This is a genomic window from Halorhodospira sp. 9622 (assembly GCF_022228025.1).
GTDB classification, from domain to species: Bacteria; Pseudomonadota; Gammaproteobacteria; order Nitrococcales; family Halorhodospiraceae; genus Halorhodospira; species Halorhodospira halophila_A.
The window spans coordinates 136207-154033 of record NZ_JAJNRE010000001.1; the positions used below are offsets into that span (position 1 = coordinate 136207).

The 17827-nt window shown below is 69.3% G+C and carries 17 protein-coding genes; 5 read left to right on the forward strand and 12 right to left on the reverse strand.

The genetic code is table 11. The annotated features are described in order from the left end of the window. Positions 1–3 precede the first annotated feature (3 nt). From LRG07_RS00615 to LRG07_RS00635, 5 genes are all read right to left on the reverse strand, one after another. Complete coding sequence (locus tag LRG07_RS00615) at positions 4–1080, reverse strand: hypothetical protein (RefSeq protein ID WP_238641565.1); 1077 nt, start codon at positions 1078–1080, stop codon at positions 4–6. Positions 1081–1187: 107 nt separating this feature from the next. Continuing rightward, positions 1188–2576 carry a magnesium transporter gene (gene mgtE / locus LRG07_RS00620; RefSeq protein ID WP_238641566.1) on the reverse strand — a complete coding sequence of 463 codons (1389 nt, stop codon included), beginning with the start codon at positions 2574–2576 and terminating at the stop codon, positions 1188–1190. Further along, a complete protein-coding gene (locus LRG07_RS00625) occupies positions 2561–2959 on the reverse strand; it encodes a nuclear transport factor 2 family protein (RefSeq protein WP_201241741.1) in 399 nt (132 codons plus the stop codon). Before LRG07_RS00625 ends, mgtE begins: the two co-directional genes overlap by 16 nt. Before the next feature lie 19 nt (positions 2960–2978). Beyond that, positions 2979–4346, reverse strand: coding sequence for a glutamate--cysteine ligase (locus tag LRG07_RS00630; RefSeq protein ID WP_201241740.1), 1368 nt, complete (start codon positions 4344–4346; stop codon positions 2979–2981). 38 nt (positions 4347–4384) lie between these two features. Next, the gene (locus LRG07_RS00635; protein WP_201171333.1) at positions 4385–5911 is read right to left on the reverse strand and encodes a bifunctional aminoglycoside phosphotransferase/ATP-binding protein; all 1527 of its coding nucleotides are present in this window, start codon (positions 5909–5911) and stop codon (positions 4385–4387) included. A gap of 81 nt (positions 5912–5992) precedes the next feature. On the opposite strand from LRG07_RS00635, the gene hisI reads away from it, so the two are divergent. Continuing rightward, the gene (gene hisI, locus LRG07_RS00640) at positions 5993–6430 is read left to right on the forward strand and encodes a phosphoribosyl-AMP cyclohydrolase (protein WP_201171338.1); all 438 of its coding nucleotides are present in this window, start codon (positions 5993–5995) and stop codon (positions 6428–6430) included. Here hisI and znuB read toward each other — a convergent pair. From znuB to LRG07_RS00655, 3 genes are read right to left on the reverse strand one after another with little or no spacing between them, the layout of a single operon-like run. Continuing rightward, positions 6427–7260, reverse strand: coding sequence for a zinc ABC transporter permease subunit ZnuB (gene znuB / locus LRG07_RS00645; RefSeq protein ID WP_207189713.1), 834 nt, complete (start codon positions 7258–7260; stop codon positions 6427–6429). The two genes, hisI and znuB, sit on opposite strands and share 4 nt — an antisense overlap. Beyond that, entirely contained in the window at positions 7217–7975 is a 759-nt protein-coding gene (locus tag LRG07_RS00650; protein WP_201171351.1) for an ATP-binding cassette domain-containing protein, read from the reverse strand. The genes znuB and LRG07_RS00650 overlap by 44 nt, the downstream gene beginning before the upstream one ends. 2 nt (positions 7976–7977) lie before the next feature. Further along, on the reverse strand, positions 7978–8514 hold the full coding sequence (locus tag LRG07_RS00655) for a Fur family transcriptional regulator (RefSeq protein ID WP_274519762.1): 537 nt from the start codon (positions 8512–8514) through the stop codon (positions 7978–7980). 35 nt (positions 8515–8549) lie between these two features. On the opposite strand from LRG07_RS00655, the gene znuA reads away from it, so the two are divergent. After that, positions 8550–9473 carry a zinc ABC transporter substrate-binding protein ZnuA gene (gene znuA, locus LRG07_RS00660; protein ID WP_238641567.1) on the forward strand — a complete coding sequence of 308 codons (924 nt, stop codon included), beginning with the start codon at positions 8550–8552 and terminating at the stop codon, positions 9471–9473. Positions 9474–9480: 7 nt separating this feature from the next. On the opposite strand, the gene tsaB is transcribed toward znuA, so the two are convergent. Beyond that, entirely contained in the window at positions 9481–10143 is a 663-nt protein-coding gene (tsaB, locus tag LRG07_RS00665; protein ID WP_238641568.1) for a tRNA (adenosine(37)-N6)-threonylcarbamoyltransferase complex dimerization subunit type 1 TsaB, read from the reverse strand. Positions 10144–10343: 200 nt separating this feature from the next. Between tsaB and ectA the strand changes: the two genes are divergently transcribed. The 3 genes from ectA (at position 10344) to LRG07_RS00680 (ending at position 12681) form a co-directional block, all read left to right on the forward strand. Further along, positions 10344–10835 (forward strand): diaminobutyrate acetyltransferase, encoded by a 492-nt coding sequence (gene ectA / locus LRG07_RS00670; protein WP_238632540.1) that lies wholly within the window; start codon positions 10344–10346, stop codon positions 10833–10835. A 65-nt stretch (positions 10836–10900) separates the two neighbouring features. Then, a complete protein-coding gene (gene ectB / locus LRG07_RS00675; RefSeq protein WP_238632541.1) occupies positions 10901–12184 on the forward strand; it encodes a diaminobutyrate--2-oxoglutarate transaminase in 1284 nt (427 codons plus the stop codon). Between the two features lie 116 nt (positions 12185–12300). After that, positions 12301–12681, forward strand: a complete 381-nt coding sequence (locus tag LRG07_RS00680; protein ID WP_201171379.1) for an ectoine synthase — start codon at positions 12301–12303, stop codon at positions 12679–12681. 13 nt (positions 12682–12694) lie between these two features. Here the strand turns inward: LRG07_RS00680 and LRG07_RS00685 are convergent, their stop codons facing one another. The 3 genes from LRG07_RS00685 to LRG07_RS00695 form a co-directional block, all read right to left on the reverse strand. Further along, positions 12695–14320, reverse strand: a complete 1626-nt coding sequence (locus LRG07_RS00685; protein ID WP_238641569.1) for a GTPase family protein — start codon at positions 14318–14320, stop codon at positions 12695–12697. After that, positions 14320–15990 (reverse strand): GTPase, encoded by a 1671-nt coding sequence (locus tag LRG07_RS00690; RefSeq protein WP_201171391.1) that lies wholly within the window; start codon positions 15988–15990, stop codon positions 14320–14322. The genes LRG07_RS00685 and LRG07_RS00690 overlap by 1 nt, the downstream gene beginning before the upstream one ends. A gap of 107 nt (positions 15991–16097) precedes the next feature. Continuing rightward, on the reverse strand, positions 16098–17813 hold the full coding sequence (locus LRG07_RS00695) for an ExeM/NucH family extracellular endonuclease (RefSeq protein WP_238641570.1): 1716 nt from the start codon (positions 17811–17813) through the stop codon (positions 16098–16100). Between the last annotated feature and the right edge of the window lie 14 nt (positions 17814–17827).

Below are 17827 nucleotides of genomic sequence, written 5' to 3' on the forward strand. Positions count from 1 at the left end.
CCGCTAGCGCGTCGCCACCCGATTACGCCCCCGACCGATGGAACCGCCACCGCGCGCACCGGCTGACGCGGGCGCGAAGATCAGCCAGGCGAAGAGCACCGGGGCCACGTCGACGAACACCCCGAGGATCACCGAGACCGCCGTCACCCCGGGGTTGGGGCGGTCGATGAAGCCGTCGCGCACACTGATCGGGATCTCGCCGAGCTTATCCAGCTCCGAACGGATGACGCGGTGCTGCACCTGATCCGCCTCGGGCAGAAGCACGTTGGCGCGGCGCTGCACCTCGCGGGAGTGGGTGCGCAGGGTGGCAATGATCTCGAAGTCTCGGCGCTCCAGCAGGGCTCGCTCCCGCCGCTCGAGCTCCTCGGCCAGTGCGCGGTACGGGTCGTCGTAGCGCTCGAGCAGGCCGTCGATCTGCCCGATCAGCTCCCGGGTCCGGTGGTACGCCTCGGGCACGACGCCGTTCTCGAAGTCGCTGATGACCGCCTCGCGGAAGTGCTCGTACCAGCGCTCGTTGGCCTCGGCGCCGGCATCCGGCGAGGGCACGGCGAGCTCTGTCGGCGCGCCGCCGAGCTGATCGTGGATCTGCTCGATGTGCTCGCGGCAGCGCGCCCCGCAGCCGGGGCGCAGCGGATCGTTGATCTGGGTGTCCAGGTTGTCCAGCGAGCGGGCCAGCTCGCGACGCTGCTCGGCCACCTGCTCGATGATCGGCGCGTCGGCCAGTGCGCTGCGCGTGGCGGTCAGGTCGTCGCGGAAGACCGAGAACTGGTCGCTGACCACGCGCTCGGCCATGTCCCGCTCCATGAAGTTGGTGTAGAGGAAGTTGTAGTTACTCGCGCCGCTGAAGAAGGCGATGATGACAAAGAACGCCAGCGGCTTGAGCGGGCTGCGCCCCTCGAGCCGGAAGCGGCGCAGCAACATGTCGGTGCCGAAGAGGAAGATCCCGAGCAGAGCGGCAAAGAAGATCGCCAGCTCCTGCAAGTGGCTGTAGTAGCCGTAGTACGAGAGGTAGACACTGATCCCCACGCAGATGGCCGTGGCCACCACGTACATCAGGGTATAGAGACTGCGGCCCGACATCGACACGACCTGCGCTGCGCTCCCCCGGGAGCCTGGGCAACGCCCGGTAGTGTCCTACGGACCGGGGGACGAGCGCTAGTACCCGCGTCATCCCGGCGCGGGGCCGCCTACAGGCCGTAGATCAGGCTGGCGATGAAGAAGTAGTTGAGCACCCCGAGCACGTCGATGGCGGTGGTGACGAAAGGCCCGGTCGCCACCGCCGGGTCGGCATTCAAGCGCACGAAGAGCATCGGCAGGGAGACCGCCAACAGCGCCGCGCCGGCCATGTTGGTGAGGATGGTCAGCCCGACCACCTGACCGAGCTGCAGGCTGTCGTACATCCACAAGCCGTAGAGGGCGAGGATCACGCCGTAGAAGGCACCCAGCAACAACCCCACCCGCAGCTCCTTGAAGACCATGGCCAGGGTATCGCGCAGATGGATCGCGCCGGTGGCCAGGCCGCGGACGGTGACCGTGGCGGACTGGACGCCGACATTACCGGCCATGCCGATGATGATGGGCACGAAGGCGCTGAGGATAATAACTTGGCCGAGGATGTCCTCGTACTGCCCGATCACGGCCGTCGCCCCCAACCCGCCGAGGAAGGCGGCGAACAACCAGGGCAGGCGCACCCCGGCGATCCGGAAGACCGAGTCGGTGAGCATCTCCGACTGCCGGGTACCGGCCATGCGGAGCATGTCCTCGGTGGTGGACTCACCGATGACGTCGATGATGTCGTCGACCGTCACGATGCCCACCAGGACATCCGCCTCGTCCACCACCGGCAGCGCGAGCAGCCGGTACTTATCAAAGAGCCGCGAGACCTGCTCCTCCTCGGTGTCGGTGCGCACGCGGATGACCCGCCGGCTCATGAACTCTGCCACCTGGGCGTCCTCCCGGGCGAGCAGCAGCTGGCGCAGCGAGATAACCCCGGTCAGGTGGCCGGCCTCGTCGGTCAGGAAGAGATAGAAGACCATCTCGGCATCGGAGTATCCCCGCAGGGCATCGATCGCCTCGCGCACGGTGACCATCTCGTGCAGGGCAAAGAACTCCGTGGTCATCAGACCACCGGCGGCCCCGGGATCGTGAGCCAGCAGGCTATCCAGTTCGTCGCGGCTGTCAGCGGGCAGCGCGGAGAGCGGATGCTCGCGCCGATCCTCCGGCAGGGCCTGGATCAGGTCCGTCAGCTCATCGGGTCGAAAATTCTCCAGCAGCTCCGCCAGCTCTTCGCGGGGCAAGGCCTCGACGACCTGATGGCGCAGCGCCTGGGGCATCTCGTTGACAATCCGCGCCGCGTGACGGGGGCGACTCACCGCCTGGAGGGTATCGACCACCTGCGCGACCGGCAGCTCGGCGAACACCGCCGCCGCATCGGCCGCGTGTAGCCGGCGCACCAACCGGTCCAGAGGCCGCCACGCACCGCGCAGGTAGAGCTTGGTGAAGGTCTCCGCCAGCCGGCGTTTGCGCGCGTCGTAGGCGCCCGGGTCGGTCGGTGCCGCAGCTAGGTCAATCTGCAAGGGTTCTGCCTCGGCTCGGGCTCTTCGAACAGGGTCCAGTAGGCGTGGGCGTCGAAGATGGCCAGGATGGAGACGATCCGCCCCTGCTCGACGCGCGCCCAGTGGGCCAGGTCGATCTGCTGCTTGTCGGAGAGCTGGATGCAGTAGCGCAGGATGTGGCAGACGTCGGGACCGTCAACGAAGCACTTGACCACCTGGCGCTGCTGGACGATCGAGCCGCCGATCATGGCGTGATCCAGCAGGTCTTCAGCCCGGGTGTAAGCGGCGATGGGGCTGGTATAGCTGAAGCCCTGATCCGCAAGACACGCCCGGGCCGCCTCGTAGTCGCGCTCCTCAAGGGCCTGCAGGTAGCGTTCAACGATCGCCCGCGGGTCCGTCTCCATAGCCCTGCCCCCTGGCTCGCTAATAGGCGTACTCGGTGAAGACCGGATCGAGCGAGCCGCCCCAACGCCCGTGGTAGGCATCGAGCAACTCCTGCGCCGGGCTCCGTCCGGCGTCGACGATCTCCCAGAGCCGCTCCAGGTGGCGGCGCTCGTCCCGCCCGCGCTGATCCAGGCGCTGGCGATTGCGCAGCCCGTCACTGGCGATGGTCAGCACCTCCCGCGCCAGCACCCCCACCGTGGTATCACGGAACGGGGTGTCGAGCGCCGTGCGCGGGACCTCGTGACGCAGGGTGACGATCTCCTCGACGCTCCAGTCGCGGATCAGCGCCTCGGCGGCAGCCAGGGCCGCATCGTCGTAGAGCAGCCCGGTCCACAGCGCCGGCAGCGCACACAGGCCGCGCCACGGCCCGCCGTCGGCACCGCGCATCTCCAGGAACTGCTTCAGGCGCACCTCGGGGAAGAGGGTGGTCAGGTGGTCGTCCCAGTCACTGAGCGTGGGCCGCTCGCCCGGCAGCTGCGGCAGCCGCCCGGCCATGAAGTCGCGGAAGGACTCGCCAGCGCAGTCGATGTACTGCCCGTTGCGGTAGACGAAGTACATGGGCACGTCGAGGACGTAGTCCACGTAACGCTCGAAGCCCATGCCCGACTCGAAGACGAAGCCAAGCATGCCGCAGCGATCCGGGTCGGTGTCCTCCCACACCCGGCTGCGGTAACTCAGGTAGCCGTTGGGGCGGCCGTCGGTGAACGGCGAGTTGGCGAACAGCGCCGTGGCGATCGGCTGCAACGCCAGGCCGACACGGAACTTGCGGACCATGTCCGCCTCGCTGGAGAAGTCCAGATTCACCTGGACCGTGCAGGTCCGCAGCATCATGTCCAGGCCCAGGCTGCCGACCTGCGGCATGTAGCGGCGCATGACGCCGTAGCGGGCCTTGGGCATCCAGGGGATCTGTTCGCGTCGCCAGACCGGGTGGAACCCGAAGCCGGAAAACCCGATCTGCAGCTCGCGGGCCACGGTATCCACTTGCTGGAGGTGCTCGCGGACCTCGACGCAGGACTCATGCAGGGTCTCGAGCTGGGCGCCGGAGAGCTCCACCTGCCCGCCCGGCTCGAGACTGACCGAGGCGCCCCCCTCGCGCTTGAGGGCGATGATCCGCCCGTCTTCGCGGACCGGGTGCCAGCCGAAACGCACCAGCCCCTCGAGGAAGGCACCGATACCGCGCGGACCCTCGTAGGGGACCGGGCTGAAGTCCTCCAGATGGTGGACGAACTTCTCATGCTCCGTGCCGATCCGCCACTGCTCCGGAGGCCGGGCTCCGCGTTCGAGATGTTCCGCAAGCTGAGCGACATCGGTCACCGGCTCACCGGGCTGGCTGGGGATTCCTGACATTTCGCTCCTCGGTCCGGCTCAGGGCAAGGCCGGCTATCTTACCCGTCCGCGTCGACGGTTTCGACGAAGGCCGCCTCTTCGCCGGACGGCGGCTGGGCCGTGCGCAGCTGCGCATCGAGCACCGCCTCATCAGCCTCGGAGGGATCACGCCCCTCGGCCAGTCGCTTGCGCAGGCGCTCGCGCAGCGTCTGCTCGTCGGCCCGTACATGCAGGATACGGAATCGGCAACCGGTGCGCGCAGCCAGCTCCAGGAAGGGCCGACGCCGCTCGGCCTTGAGGAACGCCGCATCCACCACCACCGAAAACCCGGCCTCCAGCGCACGCTCAGCCTGCTCCTGCAGCCGCTCGTAAGTGCGCTGCGTGGCTTCCGGGGTGTACAACCCGCTGTCCAGGGCGGAGTCGGAGCGCGCCCGCGGATCCAGGCCGAACAGCCGCTTGCGCTCGACATCCGAACGCAGACGCACGAATCCCCGCTCCTCGACCAGGCGACGGGCCCGTGTGCTTTTGCCGGAACCCGACAGCCCGTAGGTGATCACCAGCTCCGGCGTCTGCGCCGCCGTGTATCCATGGGCCAGCTGGACGTGCTCGGCCAGGGCCTCCCGGGCGGCACAGCCGGCACCCTGCTCGGCCTCATGCCCGTTGATCTTGGCCCGCACCAGCGCCCGGTAGACGGCGTAGAGGGGCAGCAGCGGCAGAGCCTGGTAGTCGCCACTGTGCTCCAGGTAGCGGTCAAGGAAGCGATACCGCATCCGCCGGGCACCTTCAAAATCCAGGTCCATGACAGTGAAGGCGATCTCGCTGGCGGTATCGATCCAGCGCAGGGCCGGATTGAACTCGATGCCATCGAAGATGATGGGCGCGTCGTCGTGCCAGGCCACGTTACCCAAGTGCAGATCGCCATGGCACTCACGCACCGAGCCGTTGGCGCGGCGCTGGAGGATCAGCGGCTCCAGCCGCTGCAGCTGCGCCTCGGTCCACCGCTCCAGGGCGCGCAGCTCGGCGCGCAGCGCGGCCGCCGCCGGCAACGCTTCCAGGGCCCGGAAGTTGGCGCGCATGGGCTCGGCCACCGCCTCCAGGGTGCCGTACTCGCTCTCCTCCCCGGCTGCCGGCAGCCCCGCATGGAAGCGCGCCACGGTCTCGGCCAGCCGCTCGACGGCGTCGGCGGGCAGGCGCCCCTCGCGCAGCAAGCGGCTCATCAGCTCGTTCTCGGGGAAGCGGCGCATGAGCACGGCGTGCTCCAGCACAGTGCCGTCGCCGTCGACGCGCGGCTCGCCGGGAGTGCCGACGATCGGAACCCGGCGCAGGTAGATCTGCGGGGCCAGCCGGCCGTTAAGGCGGATCTCTTCTTCGCAGAAGTAGCGGCGTCGCTCCAGATTAGAGAAGTCCAGGAAGCCAAGGTCCAGCGGCTTCTTGAGTTTGACCACGTAATCCCCGGCGAGCAGCACCGTGGAGATGTGGGTCTCGATGCGCTCGACGCTGTGCACCGGCCACGGGTAGCAGGCGGGGTCCTTCAGGGCCTCGGCCAGGGCCCGGTGGGCATCCAGGGTACTGATCGGATCCGACACGGCTAGGCACTCCTCCTGTTGCTCGCTCCATCCAGCTTGCCGGCTTCAGCCGCTCGCCTCCAGTCTGTATCCTCTCCCCCCATGATCGAACAGAATGAGACAGCTCGCCCGGGAGACGGCCTGGACTGGTCGGCAGTGCTCGACAGCCTGCCCTTCAATGCCGACGGCCTCCTGCCAGCGATCGCTCAGCAGCACGACAGCAACGAGGTGCTGATGCTCGCCTGGATGAACCGGGAAGCCCTGGAGGAAACCCTACAGACCGGCCGCGTTTGTTACTACTCCCGTTCGCGCGGGACGCTCTGGCGCAAGGGCGAATCTTCGGGGCAGGTGCAGTATCTGCGCGAGCTGCGTCTCGACTGTGACGGCGACACCCTCCTGCTGCGGGTGGACCAGCAGGGACCGGCCTGCCATACGGGGCGGCGCACCTGTTTCTACAACGTGGTGCAGGGCGACCGGTTGGTGGTCAGCGAGCCGCCCCAGGTCGACCCGCAGGCGCTGTACGGCGACTCGCGTAACTAGAGACGGGCAGCGACCGCACCCCGGACGCTGGTCACCACCGCGAAGAGGGCCGTGGCACTGACCACGATGGCCGGCCCGGTGGGCAGATCCCAACGGAACGATCCGGCCAACCCCCCCAGCACCGCCAGCGCGCCGATCAGTGCCGCTACTACCGCCATCTGCTCCGGGGTCCGGGCGAAGGCCCGCGCCGCGGCAGCGGGGATAATCAGCATGGAGATCACCAGCAGGATGCCGACAATCTGCATGGCCAGGGCGATGGTCGCCGCCACCAGGGCCATGAAGACGAGCTGAACCGGCAGCACGCGCACCCCCTCCACCCGCGCCATCTCCTCGTGCAGCGTGAGGCTGAGCAGCGGCCGCCAGATACCCACCAGGGTGGCGAGTACCAGCACCCCACCGCCGTAGATCCAGTAGAGATCTGTGGGCGTCACCGCCAGGATATCGCCGAAGAGATACCCCATCAGATCGACGCGCAGCCCTTCCATGAAGGCGATGGCAACGAGCCCGAGGGACAGGGAGCTGTGCGCCAGGATGCCGAGCACCGTATCGCTGGCCAGCCGCTGGTACTGGCGCAGAACGACCAGCAGCACCGCCACAACGACACACACCACCAGGATGCCGAGGTTGAGGTTGATGCCGAAGAGAAACCCCAGGGCCACGCCCAGCAACGCGGAGTGCGCCAGGGTCTCGCCGAAGTAGGCCATCCGCCGCCAGACCACGAAGCTACCCAGGGGTCCGGCGACCATGGCCAGGCCCAGGCCGGCGGCCAGCGCGGTGAGGATGAATTCATCCACGGTCACCTCCCGCCGGGCCGTGCGCCGGATGATCATGGTGGTCGTGAGGGAACACCCCGGTATCCGGCCCCAGGTGAGAACCGAAGAGCTTTTGGTACTCCGGGTGCTCGATCACCGATGCCGGCGCACCGCGGCAAGCGATCCGGCCATGCTCGAGGCAGAGCACCTCGTCACTGGCCGCCATGACCAGGTTCAGGTCGTGGGAGATGACCACCACGGCACAGCCGTAGCGATCCCGGAGCGTGCCGATCAGCCGATAGAGGGCTCCCTGGCTGCGCCCGTCCAGGCCCGCCGCCGGCTCATCGAGCGCCAGCACCGAGGGGTGCTGGAGCAGCGCACGGGCGAGCAGGATGCGGCGCATCTCGCCGCCGGAGAGCCCCTGCAGGGGTTGATCGAGGAGCCCCGCCACGCCGGTGTCCGCCACGACCTCCTGCCAACGGGCGGCGTCCGCGCGCCCGGACAGCGCCATGAACCGCCGCGCCGTAATGGGCAGGTTGACGTCCACGGAGAAGTGCTGCGGCACGTAGCCGATGCGCACCCGGGATGCCCGCCGCACCTGCCCTGCAGACGGATGCGTGAGCCCGATCACCACCCGCAACAAGGTGGTCTTTCCGGCGCCGTTGTTGCCGACGAGCGTCGTGATCCGTCCAGCCACGACGTCCAGACTGACATCCTGCAGGATCGAACGCCCGCTGAAGGCCACGGCCACGTCCTGCAGACGGATCAACGCGGATGGACCGGACGCCTGCATGGCTAACCGCTGCACCGGGGGCATACACCTTCGAGTTCAACCACGGCGGAATCGGCCTGAAACCCAAGCTGCCCGGCCTTTTGCCGGAGCAGCTGGGCCACGTCGTCGTCGGCGAGCTCGGCCACCGCAGCACAGGAGCGGCAGACGAGCAGCTGCACGGGGTGGACATGCCCCGGATCGCCGCAACCGACGTAAGCGTTGAGCGACTCGACACGATGGATCAGCCCTTCCTGGAGCAGGAAGTCGAGGGTGCGATAGACCGTCGGCGGCGCTGCACCGGTGCGCTCGGCGCGCAGGCGATCGAGCAGCTCGTACGCCTTGACCGGACGGTGCTCGTCCCAGATCAGCTCCAGCACCCGACGCCGCAACCGCGTAAAGCGCATACCCCGGCCGCGACAGATGGCATCAGCTGTGGCCAGGACCGTCTCGCGGCAAACGCCGTGATCGTGATCGTCGCCGGGGAAACCCGTTACCAGCGGGCGGTGCAAGCGGGCCATGTCGTGTTCGCCGTTGTTGCGCATTTTGGTATTGTATAACATAACGATTCCATGAAGAAATCCCGGGGATTCGACCCATGCGAGCGCTTTCCGCCATCCTGACCGCCCTCGCCCTGCTGGCCTCCGGATCCGCCGCAGCGGCACCGCAGGTGGTCGTCTCGATCAAGCCCCTACACAGCCTCGTTGCCGGGGTAACCGAGGGGGTCAGCGAGCCGGAGCTCCTGCTCTCGGCCGGGGATTCGCCGCACACCTACGCCATGCGCCCCTCTGAGGCCCGCGCCGTGCGCAATGCCGATCTCATCGTCCACATCTCCCCGCACATGGAGGCCTTCCTGGAGCGTGCCCTGGATGCTCGCGGTGACCCGGAGAGCGTGCTGGTCGCCGCCGACATCGACGGCATTCGCCTGCTTGGCGGCCGCGACGGCGAGGCCTGGGACAAGCACGGGCACGGGCACGACCACGGCGCGGAAGAGGCCCACCGCACCGATTACCATATCTGGCTGGATCCGCAGAACGCTCAACAGATCACCGCCGCGGTGGCCGAACGGCTGGCCGAGCTGGACCCCGAGCACGCGGACACTTACCGCGACAACGCCGAGGCGCAGAAGCAGCGCCTGTCGGCGCTCGAGGCGGAGCTCAGCGAGCGCCTGGAACCCGTCCGCGGGCGCCCCTACGTTGTCTTCCACGACGCCTATCAGTACTTTGAGCGCCGCTTCGGCCTCCAGGCCGTCGGCGCGGTGACGATCCACCCCGAACAGCCCCCGGGGGCGCGCCATCTCAACGAGCTGCGGGCACAGATCCGCGAGCTGGACGCCGTCTGCGTGTTCAGCGAGCCGCAGTTCCAGCCGGCCATCGTCCGCTCGCTGGTCCGCGGCCTGGATGCCCGCGCCGGCGAACTCGACCCCCTGGGGGCCGGCCTGGAACCGGGACCGGAGGCGTATTTCCAGCTGCTTGAACAGCTGGCGGAAGGCTTTTTGGACTGCCTCGACCGGTATAAGTAGCGCGCGTCTAGACCCCCTCGCGCAGATAGACCGGGCGCACCGTCTCGGCCTGAATGGCGCGACCGGCCTGCCAGGCGGCCAGCGCCATCGGCAACAGGTCGCGCGCCTCGGGCAGGGCCTCGGGGTCACAGCCGGCACCGGTGTCCGGCAACCGCCCGGCGTAGGCGGCGAAGCCGCGCCCGACCCCGAACCAGTCGGTGCCGCCGCCGTCCACGTCCTCCGGCGCATCGGCGGCCTCGGCACCCCCCGCCAGCGCCACCCCCGTGCCCCCCACGGTGCGGTAGCTGCCCCAGTAGACCTGCCCCATGCGGGCATCCAGGGCCGCCAGCACCTGCCCCGCCCCGTGTCGGCGGCGGGCCCCTTCGGCCAGGGCGGCCAGGGTGGAGACCGGCAGCGCCGGCACCCCCCACGCCGTGCACAGCCCCTGGGCCGAAGAGGCCGCCAGGCGCACCCCGGCAAAGGCCCCGGGTCCCTGGCCAAAGGCCACCGCCGAGACCTGCTCGCCACGGATACCGGCCTCCGCCATCACGGCCTCGAGCATCGGCAGCAGCCGCGCCGTGTGCCGACGCGGGGCCTCTTCACTGTGCTCGAAGATATCACCGTCCCGGTAGACGGCCACCGAGCACCCCTCGGGGGCCGTCTCCAGGGCAACGATGACGGTCTGTGTCATCCCATCCCTCCTGCGCTGCCCGCGCCCCAGCGGCGGGGGCGCCGACGGTTTCTGCGGGCCTTGCGACGGGGCAATATACCGCTGATCGACGCCCCCGACGACCCGGGCGCTGCCGCGACGGCGCCGGGACCACCTCGCTTGACCGCCCCCCGGGCGGCTGCTGTAATTAATGCGAATCTTGCGAACAAGAGCGCAGCTCGTTGTCCGAAGAACCATCCATCGTCTTTCGTCCGCCCGAGCGGGAAGACGGCGCCGCCATCCATCAGCTGGTCCAGCGTACCGGCATCCTGGACGTCAACTCCTGCTACCTCTACCTGCTCCTCTGCACGGAGTTCGCGGACACCTGCGTGGTGGCCGAAGAAGACGGCGCCCTGCTCGGTTTCGTCACCGGCCTGCGCCTGCCGCAGCGGCCCGATTCGGTCTTCCTCTGGCAGATCGGCATCGCCCCGGACGCCCAGGGTCGGGGACTGGGCAAGCGCCTAGTGCGCGCTTTCCTCGAGACCCCGGGCGCCCGTGATGCCCGCGTCCTCGAGACCACCATATCGCCCTCCAACGCGGCCTCCCGCGGCCTGTTCACAGCCATCGCCCGTGAGCACGGAGCCGAGATTCAGGTCAGCGAATACTTCCGCGAAGATCACTTCCCGCCGGGCCATGAGTCCGAAGAGCACTACCGGATCGCCCCCATTCGCTAAGTCTGCGGCGCCGGGCGCCGCAGACCGCCCAATCCATTGCAAGTCACAACCGAGGCAAAGACGCCATGACCCTTGATGTAATGCAGACCATCGAGCAGCACGAGTCGGTCGTGCGCTCCTACATCCGCACGTTCCCCAAACCGTTCGACAAGGCCAGCGGCGTGCGGGTCTACGACACCGACGGCCACAGCTATCTGGACTTCTTCGCCGGGGCGAGCGTGCTGAACTACGGGCACAACAACCCGGAGCTCAAAAAGCCGCTACTCGAGTACCTCCAGGACGACCGCATCGTCCATAGCCTGGACATGGCCTCGGTGGCCCGCGCCGAGTTCCTGGAGACCTTCCACCGGCTCATCCTTGAGCCGCGCGGCATGCACTACCGCGTGCAGTTCCCCGGGCCGACGGGCACCAACGCCGTCGAGGCAGCGCTGAAGATCGCCCGCAAGGTCACCGGCCGTCAGCGCATGGTCTCGTTCACCAACGCCTTCCACGGCATGACCGTCGGCTCCCTGGCGGTCACCGGCAACGCCTTCAAGCGCAAGGGCGCCGGGTTCCCGCTGACCTACAGCGAGAGCATGCCGTACTGCGGCTACTTCGGGCAGGACGTCGACACGCTGGAGTACATGGACAAGCTCCTGGCTGACAAGGGCAGCGGTGTGGACCACCCGGCGGCGATCATCACCGAGACGGTCCAGGGCGAGGGCGGCCTGGCCGCCTGCAGCATGCAGTGGCTCAAGGGCCTTGAAGAGCTCTGCCGCAAGCACGACCTGCTACTGATCGTCGACGACATCCAGACCGGCAACGGCCGCACCGGACCGTATTTCAGCTTCGAAGAGGCCGGCATCACGCCGGATATCGTCACCGTCTCCAAGTCGATCAGCGGCTACGGGCTGCCCATGTCGCTGACCCTGGTCAAGCCGGAGCACGACATCTGGGAGCCGGGCGAGCACAACGGCACCTTCCGCGGCCACAACCTGGCCTTCGTGACCGCTAAGCGCGCCCTGGAACTGTACTGGAGCGACGACACCCTGCAGCGCGAGACCGAGCGCAAGGCCCGTCGCATCTACGAGGCATTGCAGGAGTTGATCGACAAGTACCCCCGCGCCGGCGGCGAACACCGCGGTCGAGGCATGATGCGCGGGATTCGCTTCACCAAGGACAAGGAACTGGCCAGCACGATCTCGGAGATCGCCTTCGAGCACGGGCTGATCATCGAGACCTCCGGCCCCGAGGACGATGTGCTCAAGCTCCTGCCGCCGCTGATCATCGAGGACCGGGACCTCGAGGAGGGCCTGGCGATCATCGAGCGCGCCCTCGGCGAGGCGATGCAGCGCCGCGGGCTGGCCTGAACCGTACCCGGCCGGTGGCGGCCCGGGTCGCCGCCGGCCATCTCCCCCACCCTCATCAACGAACCGAGTGCACCGGGCCCTCCGTCGCCCGGCCCATCCAGTAAGCGAGGTCAACCATGATCGTGCGTCACATGCAGGACATCATCGGCTCCGACCGCGAGGTCGAGACCGATGAATTCATCAGCCGCCGGATCATCCTCAAGGAGGACGGGATGGGGTTCTCGTTCCACGAGACCATCATCAAGGCCGGCACTAACATGTTCATCTGGTACGCCAACCACCTTGAGTCGGTCTACTGCATCTCGGGCAAGGGCGAGATCGAGGTCGTCGGCGGTGAAACCTACACCATCGAGCCGGGCATGCTGTACGGCCTCGACGGCCACGAGAAGCACTACCTGCGCGCCGAGGAGGAGCTGCGCCTGATGTGCGTCTTCAACCCGCCCCTGACTGGCCGCGAGGTACACGACGAGAACGGCACCTACCCGCTCCTCGACTGACCCGCAGCCGCCCTCACCGGCGCCCCGACGCCGCCACCTCGGTGGCGGCGCTGCGGGTCCGGGCGCTCAGGCGCTGGCAACTGGCCAACTCCTCGTGCACGTCGGCCATCGCCCCCCCATCGGCCCCCGCCACCGCCTCGGCCAGCTGCCCGGCCAACCGCCGTGCGTGGCGCCGACCTCCGGGCCCGAGCAGTGCGCGCCCCAACCAGCCGAGCAGCAGGCTGGCCACACTGCCGCCGGCGAGCAGGGCAAAGGGCCAGCTGATCTCACCCGCCACCGCCGGCGCGGGCACGCTCGGCAAGGCCAGCCACTCGGCACCTCCCCGCGTGACCAGCCAGAGCCCGCCGAAAAGCGCGGCGGCCTCACTGGCGCCCCGTAAGGCCCCCACCCCCCGCCACCAGAGGCGCGGACGGGGCGACCAGGCCAGCTCGCCCAATCGCCCCCGCAGCTCGCCGGCGCGCGGCACCGCTGCAGTCACTGCCAGGCTGCGAAGCCGCTCTGCAGCCGGCTCCGGCAACCGCGCCGCGGCCGGCTCGATGGCCTGCAACAGGCCGTCACGCAGCAGCGGCTCGGCAACCTTCGGCCGCGGCAGCGCCGAGGTGGCGACGGCCGTGACCGCGGGACGCCCGCGCAGGCCCGAGAACAGCGCGCCGAGCAACCGCTTCAGCGGTGAGGCCACGGCCCGCATGCCGGCCTGACGATAGGCTCCGGCGGCACCGGCAAGCAGCTCGGCCTCGTTCACCGCCTGGCGCTGGGCCGTCACCAGCCTCTCGCCGTCGAGTTCGAGGCGCTCGGGATCGGGTAGACACGCCGCGCTACGGCTGATCAGTTCGGTGACATCGGCACGGAGACGCTCCAGCGGCGCGCGGCGCTCACGCACCCGGGCAGCGATCCGCTCGGCCAGCCGGGAGACGCCCTCGCCCCCGACCGCGTCCGTGGCCAGCAGCTCCACCGCCTGCAGGCCCTGGCGGCCGAGCAGCTCTCGCAGGTGCTCCAGACAGGCATCCCGATCCGACGGGGTGAGACGATCGGCATGGTTCAGGGCGACCATCAGCACCTCGGCGTGATGGGCCAGGCGGGCGAAGTACCCCTCATGGGCCAGCGCGTGGGCATACTTGAGCGGATCGACAACCCACAGCAGCAGGTCGCAGCGCTCGATCAGCCGCTCAGCCACCGCCCAGTGGTCCTGCACCACCGAATCCATATCGGGCAGGTCGAGGAGCACCGCACCATCCAGATCACTGCGTCCGCGACCATCCGGCACGCTACGCCGCTCGAAGACCTGTAGCCAGTCGAGCAGCGCTGCGACCCGGTCATCCTCGACCACGGTCACTGCCACCGCGTGATCCGTCGTCGGCCGGCGTACCCCCGGGGCAGAGACCTCCTCGCCCACTAGGGCATTCACCAAAGAGGATTTCCCACTGCCGGTCCCGCCGGCCACGGCGATCACGACATGATCCCGTGAGCGGGCCAGACGCTCCCGGGCCCGTCCCTGCACATGCGCCATCTCGTCGACCAGCGTCGGCGGCAGGCGACCGGCACCGAGGCGATGCAGCGCCTCCAGGGTCTCCAGGCCGGTATCCACGTCGCTCGTCCCACGCGTGGCGACGCCGCTGCTGCTCGAGCCCAGCCGACGCATCACAGCACCCCCGCCAGCGCATCCCGCCGGGCCCGCACCGCATCCACCGCCTCCGGCGACGGGGCTGCCACAGTCAGTAACCGGTGGTAGACCTGCGCCTCGGACTCGGCGAGTTCGGCGACCCGGTTGTGGAGATCCTCGCGGATATCGGTGATGAGCTGATGGACGTTGCGTTCGCCGAGGATCCGCGAGAGGACCGTGTGGGTCGTGGTCGAACCTGCGGCGGTCAGGGCCAGCTCGCCGGTGCTCAGGCCGCCACTGAGGGTGAAGAGGACCAGAACGGCGCTGGTGAAGGTGGCATTGATGCCGGTGGTTGCCCGGCGGGCCCAGCTGAGCTTGGCCCGACCGATGGTGGCCACGTGCTCGGCGACCTGCTGCTCCCAGGCCGCCACCAGCGCCTCGGCATCCGCACGCCGGGCGACTGAACCTGCGGCACGCGGACGCGGCTCCCGGGCGAAGATGGCACGACCCACCGGTTCCTGCTGCCAGGCACTCTCCACGCCGGCAGCGGTCTGCTCGAGAACCGTGTGCAGCATCTCGGCGATACCAGCGCGGGCCTCCTCCTTGGCCTCCTGCTCCACCTGACGCCCCCCTCGGCCCAGCGGCAACCAGGCCAACCAGCGCCGCGGCGAGAGCTGACCCACCGCCGCATGGAGCTGGCGCTGCAGCCAGCCACTGCCGACCAGCTCGGTCCAGCGGCGCAGCACCTCCCGGCGCAAGGGCTCCCCCTCGTGGAGCTGGGTGAGCACGCGCTGCGGGACGTCGGCGTAGTCCTCTTCGACGGTGGCGGCCAAACCGCGGGCCGCAGCGCGCTCCGAATCGACCGCCTCAAGCAGGGCGTCGACCTCTGCCGGCAGATAGCGCACGGCACCGAGCACCGTACGGCGCCGATGGGCGGCACGCTGCTCCGCCGGGGCGAGGGCGCGGATCCGCTCAAGCACCGGCCCGGCCACCGACTCGGGCAGGCGCTCGCCGGAGACCGGCGCCGTGGGCAGGTGCGCCGTCTCGACGGTGCGGTGGCCGGCGGCGTCGAGCTTCTCGGCCAGGTCGGGGAGGATCTCGTGCGCCTCGGCATCACTGGCCTGGGTCAGCACGACCAGGGTCGAGACGTCCAGCTGCGCCGCCTGGCGCAGATAGACCATGCCCGCCTCGTCGGCGTAGGTGCGGGCGGTGGCCAGCCAGACCCAGACATCGGCCACCTCCAGCAGGCGCTCGGTGGCGGCGCGATTGGCGGTCTCGACGCTGTCCACATCCGGCGCATCCACCACCACCAGGCCCTCCGGCACCGACTCCAGAGGGGCCGTGCGCAGAGCGGCGCGTTCGGCCTCCGCGGCCAGGACGCCGCGGCGCAGCACCGTATCCAGATCGCCGGGGCGTCCGATCACCGTGGGCACCGAGGTGGTCGGCCGGCGCGCGCTGGTGGCGGCCACCGCCGAGCCGGCCAGCGTGTTGGCCAGGGTGGATTTGCCGGCACCGGTACCGCCGGCGAAGACCACCAGCAGGGGCTCATCCTCGCGCTCGAGGCGGGCGATGAGCCCGTCCATACGGCGCAGAAGCCGTTCCCAGGGCGGCAGCCAGGGGGCATCCCGGAGGCGGGCCGCCTCGCCGTCGAGGCCGAGCAGGTCGTGGCGGAGTTCGGTGAGGGTCTGCTGGAGCTCTTCGCGGTCCATCGCGACAAGATACAGGGAAACCCGGTGGATGTTCACGTACCCGGCCCGACATCCACCCCCGGGGGGATTACACGACCCCGGGCAGGCCCGCCGCCTGAGCCGGGCATCTATTCGACCTTCTCGAGGTCCACGGCGACAGGATCATGATCGGAGGAGCGGTAGGCGTCGTCGCGGACGCGCTGCGGGTCACTGTCGAACTCCAGAAAGCGCGGTTCGTCGGCGTTGATCGGATGCCGGTGAACCGCTGCCACGCGCCCGGCCAGCGCCGGGTGGGCCTGCAGATGATCCAGGTAGCCCGATTCACCACGGAAGACGTAGGTGTAGCGCTCGGGCCATGGCAGGTGCTCGGCGAGCAGATCCACCTTGCCCGCCGCGGCCAGGGCACGCGCCGGATCCTCGCCGCCGTAGGCGTTTAGATCGCCGGCGATCAGCACCGGCAGGAGCTCGTCGCGCTCACTGCGCCAGCGCTCGAGGTACTCGACCAGCGCTCCGGCCTGCTCGGTCCGGCGCCGGTTCCAGCACCCCTGGCCTCGATCCACGTCCCCGGCATCCGGGCAACGGGTTTTCGACTTGAAGTGGATGCCCGTCACGGCGAAGGGATCCCCACCCCCACGGGGTCGAAATGCGGCCAGCGGCGGCGGGCGGTGATGAACGCCCCGGGCATCACGAACGGTCCCGGTCAGCGGCTCGACCCGATCTTCGCGATAGGCCAGGGAGACCTTGATGGCGTCGCTGCCGGTCTCCCCGCCGCTGGCCAAGCGCCAGGGGTGGCCGGTGGCCGCAGCCAGCCTTTCGATGAAGTCCTCGGGGGCGTCCCGGCGATTCTCCATCTCCACCAGCACCAGCATGTCGGCGTGCAAGGATTCTGCGGCGGCGAGCAGCTTGGCCCGCTGGCGCTGCAGTTCTGCCCGGCTGGCCGCACCGCGCTCCCCCAGGGTGAGGAAGTAGTTCTCAACGTTGAAGGCCGCCACCCGCACCGTGCCCGGCTCCGGCGACGGCAGCGACCCGGGTCGCGGGTTGGACTGCTCGAACCCGGGGGGCTCGGTCGGGTGCAGGCGCCAGGCGCCGAAGGCGTGGGTCAGCACTCCGGTCAGGTCCGTCACCCGGCTCCCCACCCGCCGCGTGCCGTCGGCATCCAGGTGGGGTATGGGATCGGGCCGGCTCCGGTAGCTGCCGTCATCCAGACGCAGGCGTCCCGCGATCAGGGCCGGATCGTCAGGGCCGTGCCCAGGCAGGAAGTTGGTGGGGCGGAAGGCGCGCCGCTCAGGGGTCAGCTTCAGGGTACCGTAGCGCGCAAGCTCGTGGTTGCCGCTGACCACCATTGGCGGCCGGATGCGCACCAGCACTCCCTCCAGGCGCTCCGGATCGGCCGCCGGCCACGCCACGGGATGGGGGGCCAGCTCGGCCTCTCCGCAGTCGCGGACCGCCTCCAGCCATTCGAGCTGAGGCCGCCCGCGGTGTTCGCCGGCACGACCGGTGAGCAGGACCCGCCGGCCGGGCTCGATGCGTTCACGCTGCTCGGATGCCAGCTCGGGGGCATAGACGAACAGCCCCGCCGGCTTGCCGTCCGGGGCAGGCTCGACACTTTGGATGAAGAAGCCGTCCAGCCCGTCCTCACCGAGGAAGGCGCCGGTCACCACACCGCACACCTGGATCGTCTCGTCCGGAGCCGGGCGATCGTCTATCTGCCCGGCCACTTTGTGGACAGCGGTGGTCTCCGCGGAGGCACACACTCCGTCGGCGGACGCCGCGCCGCCGGCGAGCAGTAGCACGGCTCCGAGCAGAACCGGCGCCCATCCCGCTGCCATGCGTATTCCAGTCACCTTGGACTCCTCCC